24 protein-coding genes and 3 riboswitches are annotated in these 24,034 nt (G+C 69.1%); of the genes, 16 read left to right on the top strand and 8 right to left on the bottom strand.

Translation table 11 applies throughout. The features are described 5' to 3' along the window. Positions 1-97 precede the first annotated feature (97 nt). Complete coding sequence (locus AC1D2E_RS13215; protein WP_478197811.1) at positions 98-1,366, top strand: FIST signal transduction protein; 1,269 nt, start codon at positions 98-100, stop codon at positions 1,364-1,366. A gap of 90 nt (positions 1,367-1,456) precedes the next feature. On the opposite strand, the gene AC1D2E_RS13210 is transcribed toward AC1D2E_RS13215, so the two are convergent. The 3 genes from AC1D2E_RS13210 to AC1D2E_RS13200 all read right to left on the bottom strand — a co-directional run bounded on the left by AC1D2E_RS13210 (position 1,457) and on the right by AC1D2E_RS13200 (position 5,341). Continuing rightward, entirely contained in the window at positions 1,457-2,758 is a 1,302-nt protein-coding gene (locus AC1D2E_RS13210; RefSeq protein WP_478197810.1) for a D-amino acid dehydrogenase, read from the bottom strand. An 88-nt stretch (positions 2,759-2,846) separates the two neighbouring features. Beyond that, positions 2,847-2,954, bottom strand: a riboswitch (glycine riboswitch). Continuing rightward, positions 2,955-3,056, bottom strand: a riboswitch (glycine riboswitch). It abuts the riboswitch before it with no gap. Between the two features lie 10 nt (positions 3,057-3,066). Next, positions 3,067-4,308: an FAD-dependent oxidoreductase gene (locus AC1D2E_RS13205; RefSeq protein WP_478197809.1), complete on the bottom strand. Its 1,242-nt coding sequence runs from the start codon at positions 4,306-4,308 to the stop codon at positions 3,067-3,069. Between the two features lie 54 nt (positions 4,309-4,362). After that, positions 4,363-4,470, bottom strand: a riboswitch (glycine riboswitch). 136 nt (positions 4,471-4,606) lie between these two features. Further along, positions 4,607-5,341: a helix-turn-helix domain-containing protein gene (locus AC1D2E_RS13200; protein WP_478170857.1), complete on the bottom strand. Its 735-nt coding sequence runs from the start codon at positions 5,339-5,341 to the stop codon at positions 4,607-4,609. A gap of 125 nt (positions 5,342-5,466) precedes the next feature. On the opposite strand from AC1D2E_RS13200, the gene AC1D2E_RS13195 reads away from it, so the two are divergent. The 5 genes from AC1D2E_RS13195 (at position 5,467) to AC1D2E_RS13175 (ending at position 10,657) form a co-directional block, all read left to right on the top strand. Further along, entirely contained in the window at positions 5,467-6,303 is an 837-nt protein-coding gene (locus AC1D2E_RS13195) for a hypothetical protein (RefSeq protein WP_478197808.1), read from the top strand. Positions 6,304-6,451: 148 nt separating this feature from the next. Continuing rightward, on the top strand, positions 6,452-8,407 hold the full coding sequence (locus tag AC1D2E_RS13190; RefSeq protein WP_478197807.1) for an MFS transporter: 1,956 nt from the start codon (positions 6,452-6,454) through the stop codon (positions 8,405-8,407). Positions 8,408-8,421: 14 nt separating this feature from the next. Continuing rightward, the gene (locus AC1D2E_RS13185) at positions 8,422-9,075 is read left to right on the top strand and encodes a phosphatase PAP2 family protein (protein WP_478197806.1); all 654 of its coding nucleotides are present in this window, start codon (positions 8,422-8,424) and stop codon (positions 9,073-9,075) included. A 106-nt stretch (positions 9,076-9,181) separates the two neighbouring features. Beyond that, positions 9,182-9,340 carry a hypothetical protein gene (locus tag AC1D2E_RS13180; RefSeq protein WP_478197805.1) on the top strand — a complete coding sequence of 53 codons (159 nt, stop codon included), beginning with the start codon at positions 9,182-9,184 and terminating at the stop codon, positions 9,338-9,340. A 219-nt stretch (positions 9,341-9,559) separates the two neighbouring features. Continuing rightward, on the top strand, positions 9,560-10,657 hold the full coding sequence (locus AC1D2E_RS13175; protein ID WP_478170862.1) for a serine endopeptidase: 1,098 nt from the start codon (positions 9,560-9,562) through the stop codon (positions 10,655-10,657). Here AC1D2E_RS13175 and AC1D2E_RS13170 read toward each other — a convergent pair. Continuing rightward, entirely contained in the window at positions 10,630-11,409 is a 780-nt protein-coding gene (locus AC1D2E_RS13170) for an SDR family NAD(P)-dependent oxidoreductase (protein WP_478197804.1), read from the bottom strand. The genes AC1D2E_RS13175 and AC1D2E_RS13170 overlap by 28 nt on opposite strands. A gap of 88 nt (positions 11,410-11,497) precedes the next feature. Between AC1D2E_RS13170 and AC1D2E_RS13165 the strand changes: the two genes are divergently transcribed. Further along, positions 11,498-12,433: an aldose 1-epimerase gene (locus AC1D2E_RS13165; protein WP_478197803.1), complete on the top strand. Its 936-nt coding sequence runs from the start codon at positions 11,498-11,500 to the stop codon at positions 12,431-12,433. Here AC1D2E_RS13165 and tgt read toward each other — a convergent pair. Continuing rightward, the gene (gene tgt / locus AC1D2E_RS13160) at positions 12,430-13,602 is read right to left on the bottom strand and encodes a tRNA guanosine(34) transglycosylase Tgt (protein ID WP_478197802.1); all 1,173 of its coding nucleotides are present in this window, start codon (positions 13,600-13,602) and stop codon (positions 12,430-12,432) included. The genes AC1D2E_RS13165 and tgt overlap by 4 nt on opposite strands. Then, positions 13,596-14,648, bottom strand: coding sequence for a tRNA preQ1(34) S-adenosylmethionine ribosyltransferase-isomerase QueA (gene queA, locus AC1D2E_RS13155; RefSeq protein ID WP_478197801.1), 1,053 nt, complete (start codon positions 14,646-14,648; stop codon positions 13,596-13,598). Before queA ends, tgt begins: the two co-directional genes overlap by 7 nt. A gap of 77 nt (positions 14,649-14,725) precedes the next feature. Here queA and recG point away from each other — a divergent pair, with 77 nt between their 5' ends. From recG to ubiA, 4 genes are all read left to right on the top strand, one after another. Then, entirely contained in the window at positions 14,726-16,834 is a 2,109-nt protein-coding gene (recG, locus tag AC1D2E_RS13150) for an ATP-dependent DNA helicase RecG (protein ID WP_478197800.1), read from the top strand. A 143-nt stretch (positions 16,835-16,977) separates the two neighbouring features. Next, positions 16,978-17,943, top strand: a complete 966-nt coding sequence (locus AC1D2E_RS13145; protein WP_478170868.1) for a LysR substrate-binding domain-containing protein — start codon at positions 16,978-16,980, stop codon at positions 17,941-17,943. Positions 17,944-18,036: 93 nt separating this feature from the next. Further along, positions 18,037-18,630: a Dps family protein gene (locus AC1D2E_RS13140; RefSeq protein ID WP_478170869.1), complete on the top strand. Its 594-nt coding sequence runs from the start codon at positions 18,037-18,039 to the stop codon at positions 18,628-18,630. A gap of 28 nt (positions 18,631-18,658) precedes the next feature. Further along, complete coding sequence (gene ubiA, locus AC1D2E_RS13135; RefSeq protein ID WP_478197813.1) at positions 18,659-19,546, top strand: 4-hydroxybenzoate octaprenyltransferase; 888 nt, start codon at positions 18,659-18,661, stop codon at positions 19,544-19,546. Positions 19,547-19,782: 236 nt separating this feature from the next. On the opposite strand, the gene proC is transcribed toward ubiA, so the two are convergent. Further along, positions 19,783-20,637, bottom strand: a complete 855-nt coding sequence (proC, locus tag AC1D2E_RS13130) for a pyrroline-5-carboxylate reductase (protein WP_478197799.1) — start codon at positions 20,635-20,637, stop codon at positions 19,783-19,785. Continuing rightward, entirely contained in the window at positions 20,634-21,737 is a 1,104-nt protein-coding gene (locus tag AC1D2E_RS13125) for an esterase-like activity of phytase family protein (RefSeq protein ID WP_478197812.1), read from the bottom strand. Before AC1D2E_RS13125 ends, proC begins: the two co-directional genes overlap by 4 nt. A 297-nt stretch (positions 21,738-22,034) precedes the next feature. On the opposite strand from AC1D2E_RS13125, the gene rplN reads away from it, so the two are divergent. The 5 genes from rplN to rpsH are packed head-to-tail and all read left to right on the top strand — an operon-like array spanning position 22,035 to position 24,015. Beyond that, on the top strand, positions 22,035-22,403 hold the full coding sequence (gene rplN, locus AC1D2E_RS13120) for a 50S ribosomal protein L14 (protein WP_068674584.1): 369 nt from the start codon (positions 22,035-22,037) through the stop codon (positions 22,401-22,403). A 13-nt stretch (positions 22,404-22,416) separates the two neighbouring features. Next, entirely contained in the window at positions 22,417-22,734 is a 318-nt protein-coding gene (gene rplX / locus AC1D2E_RS13115; protein WP_478119241.1) for a 50S ribosomal protein L24, read from the top strand. A gap of 11 nt (positions 22,735-22,745) precedes the next feature. Beyond that, complete coding sequence (rplE, locus tag AC1D2E_RS13110) at positions 22,746-23,285, top strand: 50S ribosomal protein L5 (protein WP_286371087.1); 540 nt, start codon at positions 22,746-22,748, stop codon at positions 23,283-23,285. Positions 23,286-23,293: 8 nt separating this feature from the next. Then, the gene (rpsN, locus tag AC1D2E_RS13105) at positions 23,294-23,599 is read left to right on the top strand and encodes a 30S ribosomal protein S14 (RefSeq protein WP_478170872.1); all 306 of its coding nucleotides are present in this window, start codon (positions 23,294-23,296) and stop codon (positions 23,597-23,599) included. A 20-nt stretch (positions 23,600-23,619) separates the two neighbouring features. Further along, a complete protein-coding gene (gene rpsH / locus AC1D2E_RS13100; protein ID WP_478119242.1) occupies positions 23,620-24,015 on the top strand; it encodes a 30S ribosomal protein S8 in 396 nt (131 codons plus the stop codon). Positions 24,016-24,034 lie beyond the last annotated feature (19 nt).

The raw sequence follows: 24,034 nt of genomic DNA, 5'->3' as shown, positions 1-24,034 counted from the left end.
GGAAAAAGGCCTCGCCCGCGCGTCGCGGTGCCGCGGCGGCGGCGGCCGCCAAGGGTCCCCCACCGGCGCGCAAGCGCGCGCGTTGAAAGCCGAGCCCATGAAGCTGTTTCCTTCCGGACATGCCACCCATCCGCAGTGGCGCATGGCGGCGGGGTTGGTGCTGGCCCAGTTGCGGGCGCAGATGGCGCTGCCCGACTACGCGCGTTCGCCGACGCTGGGCCTGCTCTACATCACCGATCACTACGGGGAAGACGCCCAGGAGATCCTCGATCACCTGGGGGCCGAACTGCCCGAGATCACCGACTGGACCGGCACCGTGGGTGTCGGCGTGGCCGCCAACAACGCCGAGTATTTCGATGAGCCAGCGCTCAGCGTGATGCTGTGCGAGTTGCCGAGCGACCAGTACCGCGTGTTTTCCGGCGTAGCGCCGCTCGCCAGCTCGGAAATGAGCGGCTTCGCGGCCCATACCGCCCTGGTGCACGCCGACCCGCGCACGCCCGAGCTCGGCGAACTGATCGCCGAGATGGCGGAGCGCACCGACACCGGCTACCTGTTCGGCGGCCTGTCGTCGGGCCGGGTCGGCTCGCTGCAGTTCGCGATCGGCGGCAACGGCAACATCCGCGGCCATGGCGCGGTTGGCGGCGTGTTCTCGGGCGGCCTGTCGGGCGTGGTGTTCGGCGAAGGCGTGCGGCTGGTCTCGCGCGTGACCCAGGGCTGCCAGCCGGTGTCGCGCGAACGCGAGATCACCGAGGCCGACGGCAACCTGCTGCTCGAGCTCGACGGCGAGCCCGCGCTCGACGTGCTGCTGGCCGACCTGCGGGTGTCGCTCGATGCGCCCGAGCAGGCGATCGATGCCGTGCGCGCCACGCTGGTCGGCCTGGCCGAGGCCGGCAGCGACGGCGTCCGGCGCACCGGCGATCTGGGTGCCGACGTGAGGGTGCGCCACATCATCGGTCTCGACCCGACGCGTCGCGGCGTGGCGATCGCGGATGTGGCAGCGGCCGGCATGCGCATGAGCTTCTGCCGCCGCAATGTGCAGGCCGCGCGTGCCGACCTGATGCGCGTCTGCGCCGAGATCCGCGAGGAACTGGAGCCCCAGGAGCAGACGCTGGCGACCGCGCGCGAGATCGCGGCCGGCGAGGCCGAGGCCGCGCCGCATCCGGCGCGCCGCATCGCGGGCGCGATCTACGTCAGCTGCTCGGGCCGCGGCGGGCCGCACTTCGGGGCCCCCGGCGCCGAGCTCCAGATCGTGCGCCATGCGCTCGGCGACGTCCCGCTGGTCGGCTTCTTCGCCGCCGGCGAGATCGCCCGCAACCACCTCTACGGCTATACCGGCGTGCTGACCGTCTTCACGGGCGATGACTGAAGGCCCCCACGCTCCCCCACTGCGTGTGGGTCGCTGCCCCCCGAGGGGGCCGCAGGCCGCCTTGGGGCGGCCCGGCGCCGGCCTGAGAGCTTAGGCCGGCTGCAGGGTCGGGGACAGCCCTGAGCGGGCACCGGTGAAGGCGAAATCGACCTCCGGCGCCAGCCCGCTGACGATCCGCGCGATCGACTTGCCGGAGCCGCAGGCGTGGGTCCAGCCCAGCGTGCCGTGGCCGGTGTTGAGGAACAGGTTGGGAAGCCTGGACGCCCCGATCAGCGGCACGTTGCTCGGCGTCACCGGGCGCAGCCCGGTCCAGAACTGGGCCGCGGAGGCGTCGCCGGCGCCCGGGAACAGTTCCTCCACGCGCCGCACGATCGCCTCGCAGCGCACGGGGTTCAGGTCGCGGTCGTAGCCGTTGAGCTCGGCGGTGCCGGCAATGCGCAGGCGGTCGCCCGCGGCCGAGGTGTAGCGCGAGAACACCAGCTTGAACTCGTCGTCGGTCAGCGAGACCTGGTGCGCCTTGGAGGCGTCCCGGACCGGCATCGTCACCGAGTAGCCCTTGGCCGGATAGATCGGCAGCCGGATGCCCAGCGGCGCGGCCAGGAGGGGGCTCAGCGAGCCCATCGCCAGCACGTAGGCGTCGCCGCGGATGCGCTGGAAGCGGCCTTCGTCGTCGGTCGCCTCGACGTGGTCGAGGCGGCCGCCGGCTGCGCGCAGCGCGGTCACGGTATGGCTCATGAGGAAGCGCACGCCGGCTGCCTCGGCCAGCCCGGCCAGCCCGCGCGCGAAGCGGTTGGCATCGCCCGATTCATCCTCGGCCGTGTAGGTCGCGCCGGCCAGCTGCGGCCGGATGTGCGACAGCGCGGGCTCGAGCCTCACGGCCTCGTCGGCCGAGATCACCCGCCGGTCGCAGCCGAGCGCGCGCATCTGCTCGGCGGGCTCCAGCGCGGCGTCGAACTCCTTCTGCGTCGTGTAGAAGTGCAGGATGCCCTGCGTGCGCTGGTCGTAGTCGATCCCGGTGTCGCGCCGCAGCTGCTGCAGCGTGTCGCGGCTGTAGGTGCCCAGGCGCACGATCTGCTCGATGTTGTGGCGGGTGCGCGCCGGCGTGCATTCGCGCAGGAACGAAAGGCCCCAGAGCCACTGGCGCATGTCGGCGCGGATGCGGAACAGCAAGGGCGCATCTTCCTTGCCGAGCCATTGCAGCACCTTGAGCGGCGCCCCCGGGTTGGCCCAGGGCTCGGCATGGCTGACCGAGATCTGGCCGCCGTTGGCAAAGCTGGTTTCCGCCGCCGGCGTGGCCTGGCGGTCGATCAYGGTCACATCGTGGCCGAGTTGCTGGAGGTAGTAAGCCGAAGTCACGCCGAGCAGGCCGGCGCCAAGAACGATCACGCGCATATCGAGAACCCTTGATGGTTGCAGCGCTCGAACGCAACGGAGACGGCATGCTGTCGAAACGAAAGCAACCGGACCGTGCGTCCAAGTTGCCGCTCCCCCTGTCCTCGGTACCTGAGAGATTCACCCGCTGCGCCCGCAGCGGGTTTGCTCCTTCGGTGCACCACGCGCGGCGTGATGGCTCTCCAGACGGCTTTGACAGTGAACTGCAGTACGAGCCCATCGCGTGGGCCGACCTGAGCGTTTATGGGAGTTTGCGCCTTCGGTGGGGCCCCTGGGCCCGCTCTCCTGCAGTGGGCGGATTGTAGCGGCTAAGGGCGCCGGAAGGCGAAGTCGAGTTCGGGCCGAAGTCCGCTGACGATCCGCGCGATCGACTTGCCCGCGCCGCAGGCATGGATCCAGGTTCGAGCGCCGGGCGCGGTGTTCAGGAACAGGTTGGGGAGGCGGGTCTTGCCGATCATCGGCAGCCGGTTGGTGCTGGCCGCGTGCATGGCGGTATCGAAACTGGCCCGCGCGGCGTCGGCGACGCCGGGCAGCAGCATCTCGGTGCGGCGCACGATCGCCCGGAAGCGGTCCGAGTCGGGCTCGGCCTCTTCGTCGAGCCCGGCCCGCACGACGGCCCGGACCTGCAACTGGTCGCCGGCCGGCGTTTCGATGCGCGTGATGCGCAGCTTGCCCTGGCGGTCGCGCAAGGGCATGCGCGGCGCCAGCGAAGGGTTCAGGATCGGCATCGTGACGATGTATTCGCGCACGAAGCGCAGCGGCATGTCGATGCCCAGGTCTTCGGCGTGCGGCACGCTCGACGCACCCAGCGCCAGCACGTAGGCCTGTGCGCGCAAAGTGGTCGGCTCGCCGGCGGCATCGAGCAGCTCGACATGGTCGATCCGGCCGTTGCGTTCCTTGAGCGACACCACGGTGTGCCGCGTCATGAAGCGCACGCCGGCGGCGCGGCACAGGAACACCAGGCTGGCGGCGAACTGCGCCGGATCGCGCGCCGGGTCTTCCTGCGCGTGGGTCGCTCCGGCCAGCTTGCCGCCCATCGCCTTCAGCGCCGGTTCCAGGACGATGGCTTCGTCGGCCGACAGCAGCCGTTCCTCGCAGCCGAGGCTGGACCAGTGCGTGGCGCCGGCCGTCCGGACCCGGAAGGCCTCGGGATCGGTGTAGATGTTCATCAGGCCGGCCGAGCGCGAGCCCTGGGGCACTCCGGCTTCGTCGCGCAGGGCGCGCGCGCTCTTGCGGCTGTACGCCGCCAGTCGCACGAGATGGTCGAGGGGATCGCGCTTGGCCGGCGTGCCGACGGCCCGGTCCATCAGCCTGGAGAGGCCGCGACGGATGCCGCTGCACAGCCTGGACAGCTTCCTGCCGCGCCGGGGCGATGCCGCTGCGGCCGGCGCTGCGGTCGCCAGGCCGCGTGCCTTGGCCGCCGGCGTCGCATGCCGGTCGACCACGGTCACTTCGTGTCCGAGCTGTTGAAGATAGTAGGCCGAGGTCACGCCGAGCAAGCCCGCGCCAAATACAACCACGCGCATGTCCGAATCCTTTTGGGAGGGCATGAACGGCGGGCGTTAGCGCTTACTGTAAAAGCGGCAAGACCCGGGGTTCAGACTGCCGCTCCCCCTGTCTCTGTTACCTGAGAGTTTCACCACGCGGCCACTGGCAGCGGGCTTGCTCCTTCGGTGCACCACTTGGCGTGGTGGCTCTCCAGTCGGCGATTGATCGAATGAGGCAGTGCCTGAACCGCGGTTTGGGCGGTTCACCTGAGCGTTCATGGGAGATTGCGCCATCGGTGGGACGGAAGCGTCCGCTTTTCTGCTGGGCGGATTTTATAGAGGAAACCGGTTTCCGTGTTTTTCAGGCCCGGCGCAGGCGGGTGAACAGCTCGAACTCCCAGTTGCGCATGCCCAGCAGCAAGGTGTAGCCCTCGCGCTCCTTGGGGGTCAGTTTCTGGTCGGTCTGGTGCTGCTGCGCAAAGTCCTGGGCCACCCGCTGCAGCCGGTCGAGGAAGGCCGGTGCCAGCGACTTGCTGATCGATCCGTGCACCAGCAGCAGGCCCTCGGCCGGCCCGTCGAAGCCGCCGCGGTAGTAGTCGAGCACCACGTTCTCGCGGAAGAAATCCATCACCGGCCCGTGCGGGCGCCAGCGGAAGGTCTTGGCGAGCTTGAGTCGGTAGCGGTTCAGCGGCCGCAGCTCGATGATGCCGATCCGGTCCAGTTGGGCCAGGTAGCCGATGCACTCGGCCTCGGTGATCCGGTAGGCGCCGACGATCTGCTCCAGCGTCCACTGGCTCAGCACGCAGATCGCCAGCAGCAGCAGCTTCTTGTCCTTGACCACCGCCTTCTCCTGCTCGAGCGTGAGCTCCTTGAGCAGGGGCTGCGCGTCCGCCACCCGGCGCGCCAGCTCGGCGAAGTCGATCTTGAGGGCCCGGCAGATGGCGTCGACCCGGGTCAGCGGCATGTCGCCCTTGGCCAGCATCCGCTTGACGCTGGACTCGGCCATGTCCAGCGACTTGGCCAGGTCGGCATAGGTCATGCGGGCGGATTTGAGTTCGTTCTTGAGGGCATTGACCAGGTCGACGGTGGTACTCATGGCGGAAGGGAGTATTGCGGATTGATACCCGGGGTGGTGAAAAAGTGCTCCGTATCGATTCTCGATGCCGTCCGAGGGGTTGACAACCTAGATTCCACCTCCTCGAGCACCCATCGGAGCCTGCCATGTCCCTGCCGTCCCTCTCCCGCCGCGAACACGCCCTGCTGGCGCTGGCCGTGCTGCTCGTCGGCGCGGCGGTACTCGGTCCCACGGTTCCGGCACCGGGCGCGGCCGCCTTTGCCGATGGCCGGTCCTGGCGCGCGCTGCCGAACGCCGTGAACGTGTTGAGCAACCTGCCTTTCGCCGTGCTGGGCCTCTGGGGCCTGCGCTGCCTGCACTGGCTGGACCGCGCCCATGACCAGCTGCAGGACGCCGCACCGCTGCCCCAGGCCGTCGCGCCGGCGCCTGTCAATGCGCTCGACTGCGCCTGGATGTTCTTCGCCGGCCTGGTTCTCACGGCGCTCGGGTCGGCCTTCTACCACCTGCAGCCCGACGACCTGCGGCTGGCGGCGGATCGGGCCGGCATGGCGGTGGCCTTCGCGGGGCTGGTCGGCTTTGCGGTCTGCGAGCGGGTCAGCGCCCGCGCCGGCTGGACGGCCGCCTGGTTCACGCTGGCCGGCGGGCTGCTGGCCGCGGCCGTCTGCCATGGCACCGGCAACGCATGGCCCTGGGCGGTGCTGCAGTTCGGCGGCATGGCGCTGGTGCTCGCGCTGGCGCTGGTTCGCCCGGTGGCCGGCGCCATCGGCCTCAAGCTCGGCGGGCTGCTGTTCTTCTACGCGCTGGCCCAGCTGTTCGAGCTGGCCGACCCCGCGATCTACGCCGCGACGCACCAGCTGCTGTCGGGCCACAGCCTCAAGCACCTGACGGCGGCCCTGGCGGCGCTCCCGGTGCTCCACGCCTTGCAGACGATGGGGCGGCAGACGCTGCGGCACAATTCGCACGCCGCCCCCCTGACCGCCTGAGACCTTGCGGGACAGATCAAGAAACTGCGCAGCAGTTTTTGCTCTGTCCTCAACTGACTAAGACCTTGCGGGACAGACCAAGAAACTGCGCAGCAGTTTTTGCTCTGTCCTCAACTGACCAAGCCCCCGTCCGCCGCCCCCCCCCCGAATGACGACACCCACCACCGAAGCCGCATCCGCCAGCCAGCCCGAGGGGCCGTCGCACGCCAACCAGTTCACGCTGCTGCGGCAGCGGCGCTTCGCGCCCTTCTTCTGGACCCAGTTCGCCGGCGCAGCCAACGACAACCTGTTCAAGTTCGCCTTCACGGTGATGGTGACCTACCAGCTGCAGCTGAACTGGATGCCTCCGGCGATGGCGGGGCTGGCGATCGGCGCGCTGTTCATCCTGCCCTTCCTGTTGTTCTCGGCCACCGCCGGGCAACTCACCGACAAGCAGGACAAGACGAAGATGATCCGCTTCGTCAAGAACCTGGAGATCGCGATCATGGCGATCGCCGCCTGGGGCTTCCTGCGGGCCGACGCGGCGGTGCTGCTCGGCTGCGTGTTCCTGATGGGGCTGCACTCCACCCTGTTCGGTCCGGTCAAGTTCGCCTACCTGCCGCAGGTGCTGGCGCCGCGCGAGCTCACCGGCGGCAACGGCATGGTCGAGATGGGCACTTTCGTCGCCATCTTGCTGGGCCAGGTCGCGGGCGGCCTTCTGGTGGCCTTGCCGCAGGTCGGCCATGCCACCGTGGCCGTCGCCTGCCTGCTGCTGGCCCTGGCCGGACGCGCGGTGGCGCAGGCGATCCCGCCGGCCCCGGCCACCGACCCGGGCCTGGCGATCAACTGGAACCCGGTCAGCGAGACCTGGCGCAACCTGAAGCTCGCGCATGGCAACGTGGTGGTGTTTCGCTCGCTGCTGGGCATCTCGTGGATGTGGTTCTTCGGCGCCGTCTTCCTGGCCCAGTTCCCGAGCTTCGCGAAGGAGGTGCTGCATGGCGACGAGCAGGTGGCTTCGCTGCTGCTGGTGGTGTTCTCGGTCGGCATCGGCGCCGGCTCGCTGCTGTGCGAGACGCTGAGCCGGCGCCAGGTCGAGATCGGCCTGGTGCCGCTGGGCGCGATCGGCATGAGCGTCTTCGCGATCGACCTGTACTTCGCCTCGCGCGGGCTGCCGGCCGGGGCGCAGCTGGGGCTGGGCGCGTTCACGGCCCAGCCGGCGCACTGGCGCGTGATGGCCGACCTGGGCCTGCTGTCGCTGTTTGCCGGGCTCTACAGCGTGCCGATGTACGCGCTGATCCAGATGCGCAGCCAGCCCACCCACCGGGCCCGTATCATCGCGGCCAACAACATTCTGAATGCGCTCTTCATGATCGCCAGCTCGGTCATCGCCGGGGCGTTGCTGAAGGGGGACTTCACGATTCCCCAGATCTTCCTGTTCACCGGCATCGCCAACGCGTTGGTCGCTTTCTACATCTTCATGCTGGTGCCCGAATACCTGCTGCGCTTCGTGGCCTGGGTGCTGTCGCACTTCGTCTACCGCTTCGACATCCGGGGCCAGGAGCACATTCCGGCCGACGGGCCGGCGGTGCTGGTCTGCAACCATGTGAGCTTCATCGACGCGGTGCTGCTGATGGCCGCCAGCCCGCGCCCGATCCGCTTCATCATGGACCATCGGATCTTCCGCGTGCCGGTGCTCGGCGGGCTGTTCCGGCTGGCCAAGGCGATCCCGATCGCGCCGCAGAAAGAGGACCCGGCCGCCTACGAACAGGCCTTCGCCGACGCCGCCCAGGTGCTGCGCGACGGCGATCTGCTCGCCATCTTTCCCGAGGGCGCGATCACCCGCGACGGCAGCCTGCAGCCCTTCAAGGGCGGCGTGATGAAGATCCTCGATGCCGCCCGCGCCGGCGGCATCGAGCCGCCGGTGGTTCCGATGGCGCTGACCAACCTGTGGGGGTCGTACTTCAGCCGGATCGAGGCGCGCGACGGCCAGAACGTCGCCATGGTGCGGCCGTTCCGGCGCGGCTTCTTCAGCCGCGTGGGGCTCCGCGTCGGCTGTGCGATGCCCCGCGCCGAAGTGCAACCCGAGACCCTGCAGCGGCGCGTGAGCGTGCTCCTCGGCACCTGAGGTCCGTCCGGCCGATGCCCAGCCCCCGCGAGATCCTGCACGTGCTCACCTGGCTGGGCGACAGCGGCTTCCTGCTGCCCGCTGCGCTCTGGATCGCGGTCTGGCTCGGCATCCGCAGTCACACCCGACCGCTGGCGCTGCTGTGGATCCTGCTGTTCGGTTTCGGCGGCAGCCTGATCGCCAGCTCCAAGATCGCCTTCCTCGGCTGGGGCATCGGCAGCGCCAGGCTCGACTTCACCGGCTTCAGCGGCCATACGGCGATCGCTGCCAGCGTCTGGCCGGTGGCCTGCTGGCTGGCCGTCTCGCGCTGGGAGCATCCCGTGCGGGTCGCGGCGGCGGTCTTCGGATGGCTGCTCGCCGCCTTCATCGGCCTCACCCGGCTGGCGCTCGATGCCCATTCGCTGTCGGAGGTGGTCGCCGGCTATGCCCTCGGCATGGTGGTCAGCGCCACTTTCCTCTGGTGGCAGCACCGGCTGCCGCATCCGCGCGTCAGCTGGACGCTGGTGCTGCTGAGCCTGGCCACCCCGATGTTCTTCCTTCGGCCCGGCACGCCGGCGCCGACCCAGGGCCTGCTCGAAGTGATCGCCGTGCGGCTGGCCGGGATCGAGCGGCCCTTCACGCGCGCGGACCTGCTGGCGGGCCGCCGGACGCCGCTTGGTATCAAGTAGCGATACCGGCGGCGCAGGGTACCGCGACCACGACACGAATGCGCTTCGGGCGGCGAAGGGGCGGACCATGATCCGCGCACTTTCACTTCCTGGACGAGAGGATCCCATGAAGCAGTACCTGCTCACGTTTCTGGTCGCGGCCTGTGCCGCGTGCACCCGTATCGTCGCGCCGGCCGCAGCCTCCCTGCAGGGCGAGGCCATCGTCAGCGCGTCGATGCCCCCGGCCATGGGCCGCGTGCTGCCGCAGGCCGGGAATTCGTGGTGAAGCGCGAGCCCACCAATTTCGGCCCCTACGAGCGCGAGTACCGGGAGCGCGTGTCCCATCCGCAGCATGTGATGAAGGTGGTGCTGCAGACGGGCCTGGTGGCCGCGACCGTGATCGTGGCCGGCGTGTTCGTGTTCCCGATGAATCCCGAAGCCGGCCCCGCGGTCGTCCAGAATCGGCCGCCGGCAAGCAACACAACGTCCCGAGAGGAAGAATGCAATGAGCAAGGCACTGCGCCTGTCCGAAAAGTGGTTTCGCCGCGGCCTCTGGGGGGTGGCGATTGTGTTCGCTGGCTTCCTGGTCGGGCTCGGTAGCACGATCGTCGGCGACCTGCCGCGGGTCGAGCACCGGATCGAGCTCGACGATTTCATCGACCGGGCGGCGGCCGACCCGTTGCGCCACACGGTGCGCGATGCCGAGCGCAGCGAGCAGCAGGCCGCGCGCGAGCGCGAGCAGGCCGATCTCAAGCTGGTCACCGCGCAGCAGGCCAGCCGGGCGGCGCGCGAGACCTTCGGCAACTGGCTCGCCACCCGCCGCGCCACCGCCCAGCCCGATCAGGACACCGAGTTGATCGCCCGCACCCGGGCCCTCGATGCCCTGAAGGCGAAGGAGGACGAGGCCGAGCGCAACGTGGTGGCGCAGCGGCAGATCGCGCTCGACGCCCGGCAGTCGCGCCAGCGGGCGCAACAGCAGCTGCTGGTGCTCGAGGAGGCGGCGCGCAAGCGGCTCGATGCCGAGAACCGCAAGGTCGAGTTGCGGGTGTTCCTGTACCGGCTGGCGCTCACACTGCCGCTGCTGGTGATCGCCGGCTGGCTGTTCGCGAAGAAGCGCAAGAGCACCTGGTGGCCCTTCGTCTGGGGCTTCATCTACTTCGCGCTGTTCGCCTTCTTCGTCGAACTCGTGCCCTACCTGCCGAGCTACGGCGGCTACGTTCGCTATGTCGTGGGCATCGTGCTGACGGTGCTGGTCGGGCGCTACGCCATCCTGGCGCTCAACCGCTACCTGGCGCGGCAGAAACTGGCCGAGGCGCAGCCCGAGACGGTGCGCCGCAACGAGCTGAGCTACGACACGGCATTGGCACGGCTGTCCAAGAGCGTCTGCCCGGGCTGCGAGCGCCCGGTGGACCTCAAGAACACCGAGATCGACTTCTGTCCGCACTGCGGCATCGGCCTGTTCGACCATTGCCGTGCCTGCGATGCGCGCAAGAGCGCCTTCGCCAAGTTCTGCCATGCCTGCGGCACGGCGGCGGATCCAGGTGCTGCGCCCCGCGCGCCGTTGCCGGGGCCGCTTCAGGTCCAGCCGGCGTCCACCACGTAGTCCTGGGCGGTGCACATCTTCGAATCGTCGGCGGCGAGGAACAAGGCCATGCTGGCGATGTCCTCGGCCATCACGCGGCCCGGCAGGCACTGGGCCGCGTCGATCTCGGCGGCCGATTCGGGCTTGACCCAGAGCCGCAGCTGGCGCTCGGTCATGACCCAGCCCGGCACGATCGCGTTGACCCGGATGTTGGCCTTGCCGAGGTCGCGCGCCAGCGAGCGCGTGAGCCCGCGCGCGGCCGACTTGCAGGCCTGGTAGACCGGATAGCCGGCGCCCTTGATCATCCAGCTGATCGAGCCGAAGTTGATGATCGAGCCGCCGCCGAGCGCGCGCATGTCGTCGGCCACCGCCTGGGCAGCGAAGAACTGGTGCTTGAAGTTGACCGCCACGAGACGGTCGAAGTCCTCGCTCGTGACGTCGGCCATCTGGTGCCGGCGGTCGTTGGCGGCGTTGTTGAGCAGCACCTGGATCGGCCCGAAGCGCGCGCGCACCGCGGCGATCGTGGCGGCCAGCGCGGCCACGTCGGTGACATCGCAGGCCTGGAACAGCGGCGCGTTGCCGCCGCCCAGCTGCTGCGCCAGCGCCGTGCCGGCCGCGGCGTCGAGGTCGCAGAAGCCGACCCGTGCGCCCTGCGCATGGAAGGCGCGCACCAGGCTCTCGCCGATGCCGGAGGCGCCGCCGGAGATGAAGACGGTGCGTCCGGCCAGCGATGGGTAGATGGCGGAGGGGGCAGGGGAGGTCGATGAGTTCATGCGCAAATTCTGACCGTCCGCCGTGTCGCTCGCCACCCGTGTGAACGAGAATGCGCGCGTTTGCAACACCTGACGGGATGCCAATCGAATGAGCGCAGACCTCACCCACCCAGCCGGCCCGGAAGGACTGGTCGAACTCGCAGCCGGCCCGATGCGCCTGCTGCTGGCCCCGCGGGTCGGCGGCGCCATCGCGGTCCTGCACGAGCAGCGCGGCGGCGAGCGGCTCGATTGGCTGCGGCCGGCCTCCGCCGAGGACCTGGCGCGGGGCGATCCCTTCGCGATGGGCAGCTTTCCGCTGCTGCCGTGGTGCAACCGCATCCGTGACAGCCGCGCGCGGTTTGCCGGCCGCGACATCGCGATCGCCGCCACGCACCCGGCGCGGCCGTCCGGCAAGCATGCGCTGCACGGTCTCGGATGGCTCCGGCCCTGGCAGGTGGCCGAGTCCGGGCCGGCGCAGGCCCGCCTCGCGCTGGCCTTCGAGGCCGACGGTCAATGGCCCTGGGCCTTCGAGGCGACGCAGCGTTTCGAGCTCGATCGGTCGGGGCTTCGCTGCACGCTGGCGCTGACCAACCGCGACACGGCGCCGATGCCCGCCGGCATCGGCCACCACCCGTACTTTCCGCACCGTCCCGGGACGCGGCTTCGGACCGCCACCGCCGCCATGTGGCGCGCCGATGCCGAGGTGATGCCGGTGGCGCTCGAGCCGACTGCCGAGGTGGCGCGGCTGCGCGAGGGCGTTGCGTTGTCGGAACTCGACCTCGACAACAACTTTACGGGCTGGCAGCGCGAGGCCCGCATCGAGTGGCCCGATGCCGGGCGCACGCTGGTGCTGGCGGCCGATTCGCCACTGGACTTCTTCGTCTTGTACTGCCCGCGCGGCGGCGGCCATTTCTGCGCCGAACCGGTGAGCCAGTGCACCGACGCGATCAATCTCTCGGATCGGCACGGGCCGACCGAGATCGGCGGTGCGGTGCTGGCCCCGGGCGAGACCCTCTCGGGGTCCTGGTCGCTGCGCTCGGCCTAGATGCCGCGCGCCCGATCAGCCTTGAAGCGGGCGCGGAATTCGGCAAAGCTTCCGGCGTCGAGCGCGTCGCGGATCTCGCGCATCAGGTTCAGGTAGTAGTGCAGGTTGTGGATGGTGGTCAGCATCGGGCCGAGCATCTCGCCGCAGCGGTCGAGGTGATGCAGGTAGGCGCGGCTGAAGCCGTCGCGCCCGCCCGCTTCCCACGGCACGCCCGAGGCGCCGGCACAGGCGTGGCAGCTGCAGCTGGCATCGATCGGCTGCGGGTCGCTCTTGTGGCGGGCGTTGCGCATCTTGAGGTCGCCGTAGCGTGAGAACAAGGTGCCGTTGCGCGCGTTGCGGGTCGGCATCACGCAGTCGAACATGTCGACGCCCTGCGCCACGCCTTCGACCAGGTCCTCGGGCGTGCCGACGCCCATCAGGTAGCGCGGCTTGTGGGCCGGCAGCCGGTGCGGCGTGTGGCCCATGATGCGCAGCATCTCGTCCTTGGGCTCGCCGACGCTGACGCCGCCGATCGCGTAGCCCGGAAAGTCCATCTCGACCAGCTGCGCGAGCGATTCCTCGCGCAGGTTCTCGAACATGCCGCCCTGGACGATGCCGAACAGCGCATTCGGGTTCTCGAGCCTCGAGAACTCCGCCTGGCAACGCTTCGCCCAGCGCAGGCTGAGCGCCATTGACTGGCGGGCTTCGGCCTCGGTCGTCACGTGACCGTCGACGTCGTAGGGCGTGCACTCGTCGAACTGCATCACGATGTCGCTGTTGAGGAGGGTCTGGATCTGCATCGAGACCTCGGGCGTGAGGAAGAGCTTGTCGCCGTTGACCGGCGATGCGAATTTCACGCCTTCCTCGCTGATCTTGCGCATCGCGCCGAGCGACCAGACCTGGAAGCCACCCGAGTCGGTGAGGATCGGCTTGTCCCACTTCTCGAAGGGGTGCAGGCCGCCGAAGGCCGCCATGACGTCGAGGCCGGGCCGCATCCACAGGTGGAAGGTGTTGCCCAGGATGATCTGGGCGCCCATCTCGTGCAGGCTGCGCGGCATCACGCCCTTGACCGTGCCGTAGGTGCCCACGGGCATGAAGATCGGGGTCTGCACCACGCCGTGGTTCAGCGTGAGCGTGCCGCGGCGCGCATGGCTTTGCGGGTCGGTGGCGAGGAGATCGAAGTTCAGCATGATGTGACAGGGGTTCGTGCAAGCAGCATGGCGTCGCCGTAGCTGAAGAAGCGGTAGCGCTCGCGGATCGCGTGGGCGTAGAGCGCCATCGCGTGTTCGTAGCCCGCGAAGGCGCTGACCAGCATCATCAGCGTGCTCTTGGGCAGGTGGAAGTTGGTGACCAGCAGGTCGACGTGAGCAAACGCGAAGCCCGGCGTGATGAAGATGCGGGTGTCGCCGCTGGCCTCGCCGCTCTTGGCCCAGCTCTCGAGCGTGCGCACGGTGGTCGTGCCGACCGCGATCACGCGGCCGCCGCGCGCCTTGCACTCGGCGATGGCGCGCTGGGTCGCCTCGGGCACCTCGTAGCGCTCGGCATGCATGGTGTGCGCGGCGATGTTCTCGGTCTTCACGGGCTGGAAGGTGCCGGCGCCCACGTGCAGCGTGACGCTGGCGCGCCGCACGCCGCGGGCCTCGAGTTCGGACAGCAGCACGTCGTCGAAATGCAGCGCTGCGGTCGGCGCCGCCACCGCGCCGGGCACGCGCGCGAACACGGTCTGGTAGCGGCGCTCGTCGTCGGCCGAATCGGTGTGCGCGATGTAGGGCGGCAGCGGCACGTGGCCGCAGCGCGCCATCAGCGCGTACGGGTCTTCGCCCGCCGGGCTGTCGAAGCGGAAGCGGAACAGCGCGCCGTCCTCCTCGGGCCAGCGGCCCAGCAGCGTGGCCGTGAAGCCCCCGGTCATCGCCAGCGTGGTGCCGATCGGCGGCTTCTTGCTGACCTTCATGTGCGCCACCACCTCGGGGCCCTGCAGCACGCGCTCGACCAGCAGCTCGAGCTTGCCGCCGGTGGGCTTCTCGCCGAAAAGCCGCGCCTTGACCACGCGCGTGTCGTTGAACACCAGCAGGTCGCCGGGCCGCAGCAGCGAAGGCAGCTGGTTGAAGATGCGGTCGACCGGTGCGGGGCCGGTGCCGTCGAGCAGGCGCGAGGCGCTGCGTTCGGCGGCGGGATGCTGGGCCACCAGGTCGGGCGGCAGGTCGAAATCGAAATCGGAAAGCGTGAAGGCGCGCATGGTGCTTGAGGGCCGGACGGGCCCGTGCCAAGGAGGCATGGGAAAGAGGGAGGCGAGGAGCCGGGCAGAATTGTCCCATGCCCGCCGAGTCCAAGCCCCTGTCCGCCGAAAAGCCCGTTGCCGCGCCTGCGCCCGGCACCGGGCTCAGCGTGGTCCAGCGGGCGTTGCGCAAGCTCGGCCTGGTGCGCGACATCGATTTCGCGCTCTACCTGCCGATGCGCTACGAGGACGAGACCCGCATCGTGCGGCTGGCCGACGTGCGGGACGGCGAGATGGCGCAGATCGAAGCCGTGGTGACCGAGTGCGAGGTGGTGTTCCGGCCGCGGCGCCAGCTGATCGTGACGGTGGACGACGGCAGCGACACCTGCCAGCTGCGCTTCTTCAATTTCTACCCCTCGCAGCAGAAGCAGCTGGCCGTCGGCGCCCGGGTGCGGGTGCGCGGCGAGGTGCGCGGCGGCTTCATCGGGCGGCAGATGATGCATCCGGCCGTGAAGGCCGCCGGCACCCAGCTGCCGGAGGCGCTGACGCCGGTCTATTCGACCATCGCCGGGCTGGCCCAGCCGGTGCTGCGGCGCGAGGTGCGCAGCGGCCTGGCGCGGGCGGTGCTCGACGAGACCCTGCCGGCGGGCGCCACGCCGCACGGTGCCTGGGGGTTGCGCCGGGCGCTGAGCTTCCTGCACTATCCTGCGCCCGATGTCTCGATGGCCACGCTCGAGGATCACAGCCATCCGGCCTGGCAGCGGCTGAAGGCCGACGAACTGCTGGCGCAGCAGCTGTCGCAGCTGCAGGCGCGGCGCGCGCGGGCGGCGCAGCGGGCGCCGGTGCTGGACGCCGCGGTCTACGGCGCTTCGCTGCATCGCGAGCTGCTGGCCGCGCTGCCCTTCGCCCTGACCGGCGCGCAGCAGCGCGTCGGCGAGGAGATCACGCGCGACCTGGCGCGCGCGCTGCCGATGCACCGGCTGCTGCAAGGCGACGTCGGCTCCGGCAAGACCGTGGTGGCGGCGCTGGCGGCGGCGCGCTGCATCGACGCCGGCCACCAGTGCGCGCTGATGGCGCCGACCGAGATCCTGGCGGCCCAGCATTTCGGCAAGCTGGTCGGCTGGCTCGATCCGCTGCTGGCCGAGCGGGGCCTGCGCGTGGCCTGGCTCACGGGCAGCCAGAAGAAGAAGGAGCGCGACGCGATGTCGGCCGCGGTCGAGAGCGGCGAGGCGGCGCTGGTGATCGGCACCCACGCGGTGATCTCCGAGAAAGTGCGCTTCAGGAAGCTCGCGCTGGCGATCATCGACGAGCAGCATCGCTTCGGTGTGGCCCAGCGCCTGGCCCTGCGCGGCAAGGCCGTCGGCGAGCTCGAACCGCACCTGCTGATGATGAGCGCAACCCCGATCCCGCGCACCCTGGCCATGAGCTACTACGCCGACCTCGACGTCTCCACGCTCGACGAGCTGCCGCCGGGCCGCACGCCGATCGTCACCAAGCTGGTGGCCGAGCACCGCCGCGACGAGGTCATCGACCGGATCCAGGCCCAGCTGCAGCAGGGCCGGCAGGTCTACTGGGTCTGTCCGCTGATCGAGGAGAGCGAGGCGGTCGACCTGCGCAACGCCACGGAGACCCGCGACGAACTGGCCGATGCGCTGGGCGACCAGGTCGGCGTCGGCCTGCTGCATTCGCGCATGCCGACCGCCGAGAAGCAGGCGGTGATGGAAAGCTTCACGGCCAACAAGCTGCAGGTGCTGGTCAGCACCACGGTCATCGAGGTCGGGGTCGACGTGCCCAACGCCTCGCTGATGGTGATCGAGCATGCCGAGCGCTTCGGGCTCTCGCAGTTGCACCAGCTGCGCGGCCGCGTCGGCCGCGGCGCCGCGGCCTCGGCCTGCGTGCTGCTGTACGCGCCGAACGAAGGCGGCCGGGTCGGCGAGACCGCGCGGGCGCGGCTCAAGGCCATGGCCGAGACCAGCGACGGCTTCGAGATCGCGCGCCGCGACCTCGAGATCCGCGGCCCCGGCGAATTCCTCGGCGCCCGCCAGTCGGGCGCGCCGCTGCTGCGCTTCGCCGATCTCAGCACCGACGTCATGCTGCTCGACTGGGCCCGCGCGCTGGCGCCGCAGATGCTCGATCGGCATCCCGAACTCGCCGCCAGACATGTGGACCGCTGGCTCGGGAGCAAGGCCGAATACCTCAAGGCCTGACCCCAAGGCGGCGCAGCCAGGCCGGTTGGTGAAACACCGCGGAACCGGCTCCGCCGGGCCGCCGGTGTTGCCCCCGGCAGGGGGTGGGCGCCCCGACACGAAGTGCGGGGCAACCTGGGGGCGAGCAATAATTGACGAAAACTATGACGTTAACGGAACTCAAATACATCGTCGCTGTCGCCCGCGAGCGCCACTTCGGCAAGGCCGCCGAGGCCTGCTACGTCTCGCAGCCCACGCTGTCGGTGGCGATCAAGAAGCTCGAGGACGAGCTCGAGGTCAAGCTCTTCGAGCGCAGCGCCGGCGAAGTCACGGTGACGCCGCTGGGCGAGCAGATCGTGCAGCAGGCGCAGAGCGTGCTCGACCAGGCGGCCAGCATCAAGGAGATCGCCAAGCGCGGCAAGGACCCGCTGTCCGGGCCGTTGAACCTCGGCGTCATCTACACCATCGGCCCCTACCTGCTGCCCGACCTGGTGCGCCAGAACATCGCCCGCACGCCGCAGATGCCGCTGGTGCTGCAGGAGAACTTCACCGTCAAGCTGCTCGAGATGCTGCGCGCCGGCGAGATCGATTGCGCGATCATGGCCGAGCCCTTTCCCGACACCGGCCTGGCGGTCGCCTCGCTCTACGACGAGCCCTTCATGGCCGCGCTGCCGGCGCACCATCCGCTGGCCGATCGCGAGTCGGTGAGCTCCGACGAGCTCAAGAAGGAAACCATGCTGCTGCTCGGCACCGGCCACTGCTTCCGCGACCACGTGCTCGAGGTGTGCCCCGAGTTCGCGCGCTTCTCGAGCAATGCCGAAGGTATTCGCAAGAGCTTCGAGGGCTCCTCGCTCGAGACCATCAAGCACATGGTGGCTTCGGGCATGGGCGTGACGCTGGTGCCGCGGCTGTCGGTGCCGGCCGAGGCGCTCAAGCCGCGCACCAAGGGGCGCAAGGAGGTCGAGCAGATCGTGCGCTACCTGCCGGTGCGTGACATCCATGGCGGCGAGCCGCCGACACGCCGCGTGGTGCTGGCCTGGCGCCGCAGCTTCACGCGCTACGAGGCGATCGCAGCCCTGCGCAACGCGATCTATGCTTGCGAACTGCCAGGCGTCAGGCGTCTGTCCTGACGTCCTGCGATAGAGTGCGGCTGTTGCGAAGCGGCCCTCTCCGCTGGCCCCTGTTTGCTGCCGTCAACCCTCCTGTAGAAAGAACCTGTCGCCATGGCCAAAGTCATCAAGAAGCCGAAGTCGCCCGCCACGCCCGCGCCAGCACCCTCCGCCGGCAAGGTGCCGAAGAAGGGGGGCGTCAAGGTCGCCGAGGAATCGGGCAGCCGCAGCGCGCCGATCATCAACATCGGCATCGATCGGCAGGACCGCGCCGCCATCGCCGAGGGCCTGAGCCGTGTGCTGGCCGATACCTACACGCTCTACCTGACCACCCACAATTTCCACTGGAACGTGACCGGCCCGCACTTCAATTCGCTGCACGCGATGTTCATGGGCCAGTACACCGAGCTGTGGGGCGCGACCGACGTCATCGCCGAGCGCATCCGCGCCCTGGGCCACTACGCGCCGGGCTCCTACGCCGAGTTCAGCAAGATCGCCACCGTGCCCGACGTGCCGCAGACGCCGCCCAGGGCGATGGAGATGGTGCGAATCCTGGTCAAGGGCCACGAGACCGTGTCGCGCATCGCGCGCGCGTTCATCCCGGTGGCCGAGGAAGCCGGCGACGATCCGACCGCCGACATGCTGACCGCCCGCTGCACCGTGCACGATCAAACGGCCTGGATGCTGCGCTCCCTGCTCGAAGAGTGACTCGCTGGCAGTGGCCCACCCCGTGTCGATGATGCCCGGGCGTTCACGGATCGCGCTGTGGCTCGACCTGATCCGCTGGAACCGCCCGGCGGGCTGGCTGCTGCTGCTCTGGCCGACCCTGGGCGCGCTCTGGTTCGCCGCCGGCGGCTGGCCGGGCTGGCACCTGCTGGTCGTCTTCGTGCTCGGCACCATCCTGATGCGCAGCGCGGGCTGCTGCATCAACGATGTCGCCGATCGCGAGTTCGACCGCCATGTCAAGCGCACCGCGCAGCGGCCGGTCACCAGCGGCGCGATCTCGGTGAAGGAGGCGCTGGCGGTGGGTGCGGTGCTCGCGCTGGCCGCCTTCGCGCTGGTGCTTAGCACCAACCTCGTGACGGTGCTGTGGTCCTTCGTGGCGCTGGCCGTGACGCTGGTCTATCCCTACGCCAAGCGCTTCGTCTCGATCCCGCAGGCGGTTCTTGGCATCGCCTTCAGCTTCGGCATCCCGATGGCTTTCGCGGCGGTGCGCGCCGAGGTGCCGGCGCTGGCCTGGTGGCTGCTCGCGGGCAACCTGTTCTGGGTGCTGGCCTACGACACCGAATACGCCATGGTCGACCGCGACGACGACCTGCGCATCGGGATGAAGACCTCGGCGATCACCTTCGGGCGTCTGGACGTCGCGATCGTGATGGCCTGCTACGCGATGTTCCTCGTGGTGTGGACCGCGGTCGGCGCCGGCAGGGGCCTCGGCCCGGTCTTCTACCTGGCGATCGCCGCGGCGGCGGGCCAGGCGCTCTGGCACTGGCGCCTGATCCGGGACCGCACGCGCGAGGGCTGCTTCAAGGCCTTCCGCCTCAACCACTGGCTCGGCTTCACGGTCTTCGCCGGCGTCGCCGCGGGGTTTGAGCTCGCCCCCAGGTTGGCTCACTTCGTGTAGCTGCCCACCCCCTGCCGGGGGCAACACCAGCGGCCTGGCAAAGCCAGATCCGCGGTGTTTCACCAACGGGCCTGGCTGCGCCGGCCGTGAAACTGACGGTGCTCTTGCTTCTTGGCGGCGCGAAGCGCACGCCTGTTGGTGGGCAGTCGCGGAACCGGCTTCGCCGGGCCGCTGACTGCGCCCCCGGTAGGGGGTGGGCGCCCGGACACGAAGTGCCGGGCAACCTGGGGGTGAGCCTATGCTCCGAATTCGGCGGCCAGTTCGCCGGCGCGGCGATGGGCCGCGTGGACCGCGGCCTTGAACTTGCCGGCCAGGTCGGCGTTTTCCATCGCCGTGATCGCCGCATAGGTGGTGCCGCCCTTGGAGGTCACGCGATCGCGCAGCACCGCCGGCGGTTCGCTGGCGCCGGCAGCCAGCGCCGTCGCGCCCGAGAAGGTGCCGACCGCAAGCTGGTGGGCCTGTTCCGGTGTCAGGCCGAGCTCGATGCCGGCCTCGGTCAAGGCCTCGATGAAATAGAACACGTAGGCGGGCCCGGAGCCGGAAATCGCGGTGACCGCGTCGAGCGCCGCCTCGGCATCGACCCAGAGCAGTTCGCCGGTGGGGCCCAGCACCTGTTCGACCCGCTTGCGGCCCGCGGCATCGACGGCGCTGCGCGCGAACAGTCCGGTCATGCCCCGGCCGACCAGTGCCGGCGTGTTGGGCATGGCGCGCACCACCCGTTCGGTGCCGAGCCAGCGGGCGATGCTGTCGGACGGGATGCCGGCGGCGACGCTGACATGCAGGGCGTCGGGTGCCAGCCCGCGCACCGGTTTCGTGGCCTCGGCGAAGTGCTGCGGCTTGACCGCCCAGACGATGACTTCGCAGCGTGCCAGGGCCGGGCCGGCCTCGGCCTGGGCGACGATGCCGAAGTCGCGCGCCAGGCGCTCACGGGCCTCGGCGAAGGGCTCGACCACTTCGAAAGTGGCGGCCGGCGTGTCCTGCCGGATGAGACCGGCGATGACTGCGCTGGCCATGTTGCCGCCGCCGATGAAGGCGATCGGCGGCAGGGGGGCCGGCTCCTGGCGGGGCAGGAAGGTGACTGCGATGTTCATGATTTGTCCGTGAATTCGAAGGCGGCGAACTGGGTGACCTGCTGCGGATTGAAATTGTCGTCGCTCAGTGCAACCAGCATGCGTCGGCCGTCGGGCAGATCGGGGCCCCAGCAGAGCCCCTCGGTATTGTCGAGGCGCGAGAGGCCGAGCGTGGCGAAGTCCGCCACCCGCCTTTTCGGCGCCGGGCGGTGATTGTCCGGCGACAGCGCATCGAGAGCCAGGGTGTCGCTGGCTTCGCGGGTGTCGATCTCGTAGAGCCGCAGCGAATTCCCGATGCCCGTCGCATAGGCGCGCTCGAGCACCAGCATGCGGTGGGCGTCGATCATCAGCACCTCGCTGACGCCGTTGTCGGCGTAGGTGCCGGGCAGCAGCGGCCGCAGCGGGATCGCGTCGGGCTGGTAGGCGATCTGGCGCCGGGCCTGGCCGCTCGCCAGGTCGATCCGGGTGAATCGGCAGGGGCCGCCCGGGGCGCGCAAGCTCGGCACCGGGCCGTCCTGGATCATCGCGTTCTCCATGGCGACCCAGGCGTCGCGGCCGTCCGGCGTCAAGGCCAGGCCTTCCAGGCCGAGGTTGTCCCGGGGGCCGCGCTGGCCGCCGCGGTCGGCGGCGAACATCGGCGGCAGCGCGATCTCGCGCACCAACGTGCCGTCACGCCGCGACTCGTAGAGGGCAGGGCCGAAGCCTCGCACGACGTCGCCCTCGCTGGTCCAGAGCACCGTGCCGGTGTCGGGGCGCCAGCGGATGGCCTCCGGGTCGACCACCGGGATGCCCGGGCTCGCCGCGCGGCGGGCCGGCCAGGGCGCGCCGTCGGATTGGCGCAATAGCGTGACGCCCGTCGCGCGTGGGGCTTCGCGGCTTGGGGAGGCCCAACTGGCGCTGTAGAAACGGGCCGGGGCCAGGTCGGATCGGTCATCGCTCAGAAGCAAGTACTCACCTGTCAAAGGGTCGTAATCGATCCCGGACAGGCCGCTAACGATGCTGCCTTCGTAGTTCAGCCGGTGCGGCCAGCGAGCCTCGGCCAGCAGGCGCAGCGGCTGGCCTTCCGGCACGGTCTGCCGCTCGGCCACCCCGCTGCGGCAGGCTGCCACGGCGGCAGCCATCCCCGCCACCAGCAGGCGGCGGCGCGATAAAGGCACGGGGCGTCGGGCTGGCACGCCGCAAGTCTACGGGCCGCGGCCCCGGTTCCAACGGGGGGTGTTGACGGGCCGTCTGGACTATGCAACAATCGCGGGCTTCGCTTTTAAAGGCGAGCGTTTCTGCAAAGTTTGCAGTTTCAGCCCAAAGGAAGCGCGCCGGAGTGGTTTCGGTGCGTGGACGACGGGCCCAAGACTGACCGCAGTGCTGCTCAATCGGAATCGTCCGAACCAGCAAACGGTACAAGTTGGGAATATCACGACATGATCCAAACTGAATCTCGGCTCGATGTGGCCGACAACACAGGCGCGAAGTCCGTCCTGTGTATCAAGGTGCTCGGCGGTTCCAAGCGGCGTTATGCCAGCGTGGGCGACGTCATCAAGGTCAGCATCAAGGAAGCTGCTCCTCGCGGTCGCGTCAAGAAGGGCGAGATCTACAGTGCAGTGGTGGTTCGCACCGCCAAGGGCATCCGTCGCGCCGACGGCTCGCTCGTCAAATTCGATGGCAACGCCGCCGTGTTGCTCAATGCCAAGCTGGAGCCCATCGGCACCCGCATCTTCGGACCGGTCACGCGCGAACTGCGCACCGAGAAGTTCATGAAGATCGTGTCGCTGGCACCCGAAGTTCTGTAAGGACAACAACGCCATGAACAAGATTCGCAAAGGCGACCAGGTCATTGTGTTGGCCGGGCGCGACAAGGGCAAGCGCGGCACGGTGTCGCTGCGCAAGGATGACTCCCATCTGGTCATCGACGGCATCAACCTCGTCAAGAAGCACACCAAGCCGAACCCCCTCAAGGGCACGACCGGTGGCATCGTCGAGAAGGCCATGCCGATTCATCAATCCAACGTGGCGATCTTCAATGCCGCGACCGGCAAGGCCGATCGCGTGGGCATCAAGGTCACGGACGGCAAGCGCGTGCGCGTCTTCAAGTCCAGCGGCGAAGAAATCAAGCTGGCCTAAGGAGTACTCACATGGCACGTCTCCAACAACACTATCGCGAAAAGATCGCGAAAGACCTGACCGAAAAGTTCGGCTACACCTCGCCGATGCAGGTTCCGCGCCTGACCAAGATCACGCTCAACATGGGCGTGGGTGAGGCAGTCGCCGACAAGAAGGTCCTCGACAACGCCGTCGCCGACCTGACCAAGATCGCCGGCCAGAAGCCCGTGGTCACCAAGTCGAAGAAGGCCATCGCCGGTTTCAAGATCCGCGAGAACCAGCCGATCGGCTGCATGGTCACGCTGCGTGGCGTCCAGATGTACGAATTCCTCGATCGTTTCGTGACCGTGGCCCTGCCGCGCGTGCGTGACTTCCGCGGTATTTCGGGCCGTGCCTTCGATGGCCGCGGCAACTACAACATCGGCGTGAAAGAGCAGATCATTTTCCCCGAGATCGAATACGACAAGGTCGATGCCCTGCGCGGTCTCAATATCAGCATCACGACGACGGCCAAGACCGACGAAGAAGCCAAGGCGCTTCTCGCTGGCTTCCGTTTCCCGTTCAAGAACTGAGGCGACCTGTGGCTAAAGCATCTTTGATCCAACGCGAACTCAAGCGCGACAACCTAGTCGCCAAGTACGCCGCGAAGCACGCCGAACTGAAGGCGATCGCCAACGACTTCAAGAAGAGCGACGAAGAGCGCGCTGCTGCCCGCCTGGGCCTGCAGAAGCTCCCGCGCAACGCGAACCCGACGCGCCAGCGCAACCGTTGCGCAATCACCGGTCGTCCGCGTGGCACCTTCCGTCAATTCGGTCTGGGCCGCGCCAAGATCCGCGAACTGGCTTTCAATGGCGACATCCCCGGTGTCACCAAGGCCAGCTGGTAAGCCAGGCAGGAGCAAACAACATGAGCATGAGTGATCCCATTGCCGACCTGCTGACGCGTATCCGTAACGCGCAGATGGTGGCGAAGCCCACTGTGTCGGTCCCGTCTTCCAAGGTGAAGATCGCGATCTCGCAGGTCCTGAAGGACGAGGGCTACATCGACGGTTTCCAAGTCAAGACCGAGGACGGCAAGTCCGAACTCGTCATCACGCTGAAGTACTACGCTGGCCGCCCGGTCATCGAGCGCATCGAGCGTGTGAGCCGCCCCGGCCTGCGCGTCTACAAGGCCGCCCAAGCCATCCCGCAAGTCCAGAACGGCCTCGGCGTCGCCATCGTCACGACCCCCAAGGGCGTGATGACCGACCGCAAGGCGCGCGCTACCGGTGTCGGTGGCGAAGTGCTGTGCTACGTCGCCTAACCGAGACATCGAGGAGTCA

The organism is Variovorax sp. P1_H2 (assembly GCF_056405295.1).
Note: the sequence above shows the minus strand (reverse complement) of the source record. Positions and strands in the feature narration are given on the sequence as shown.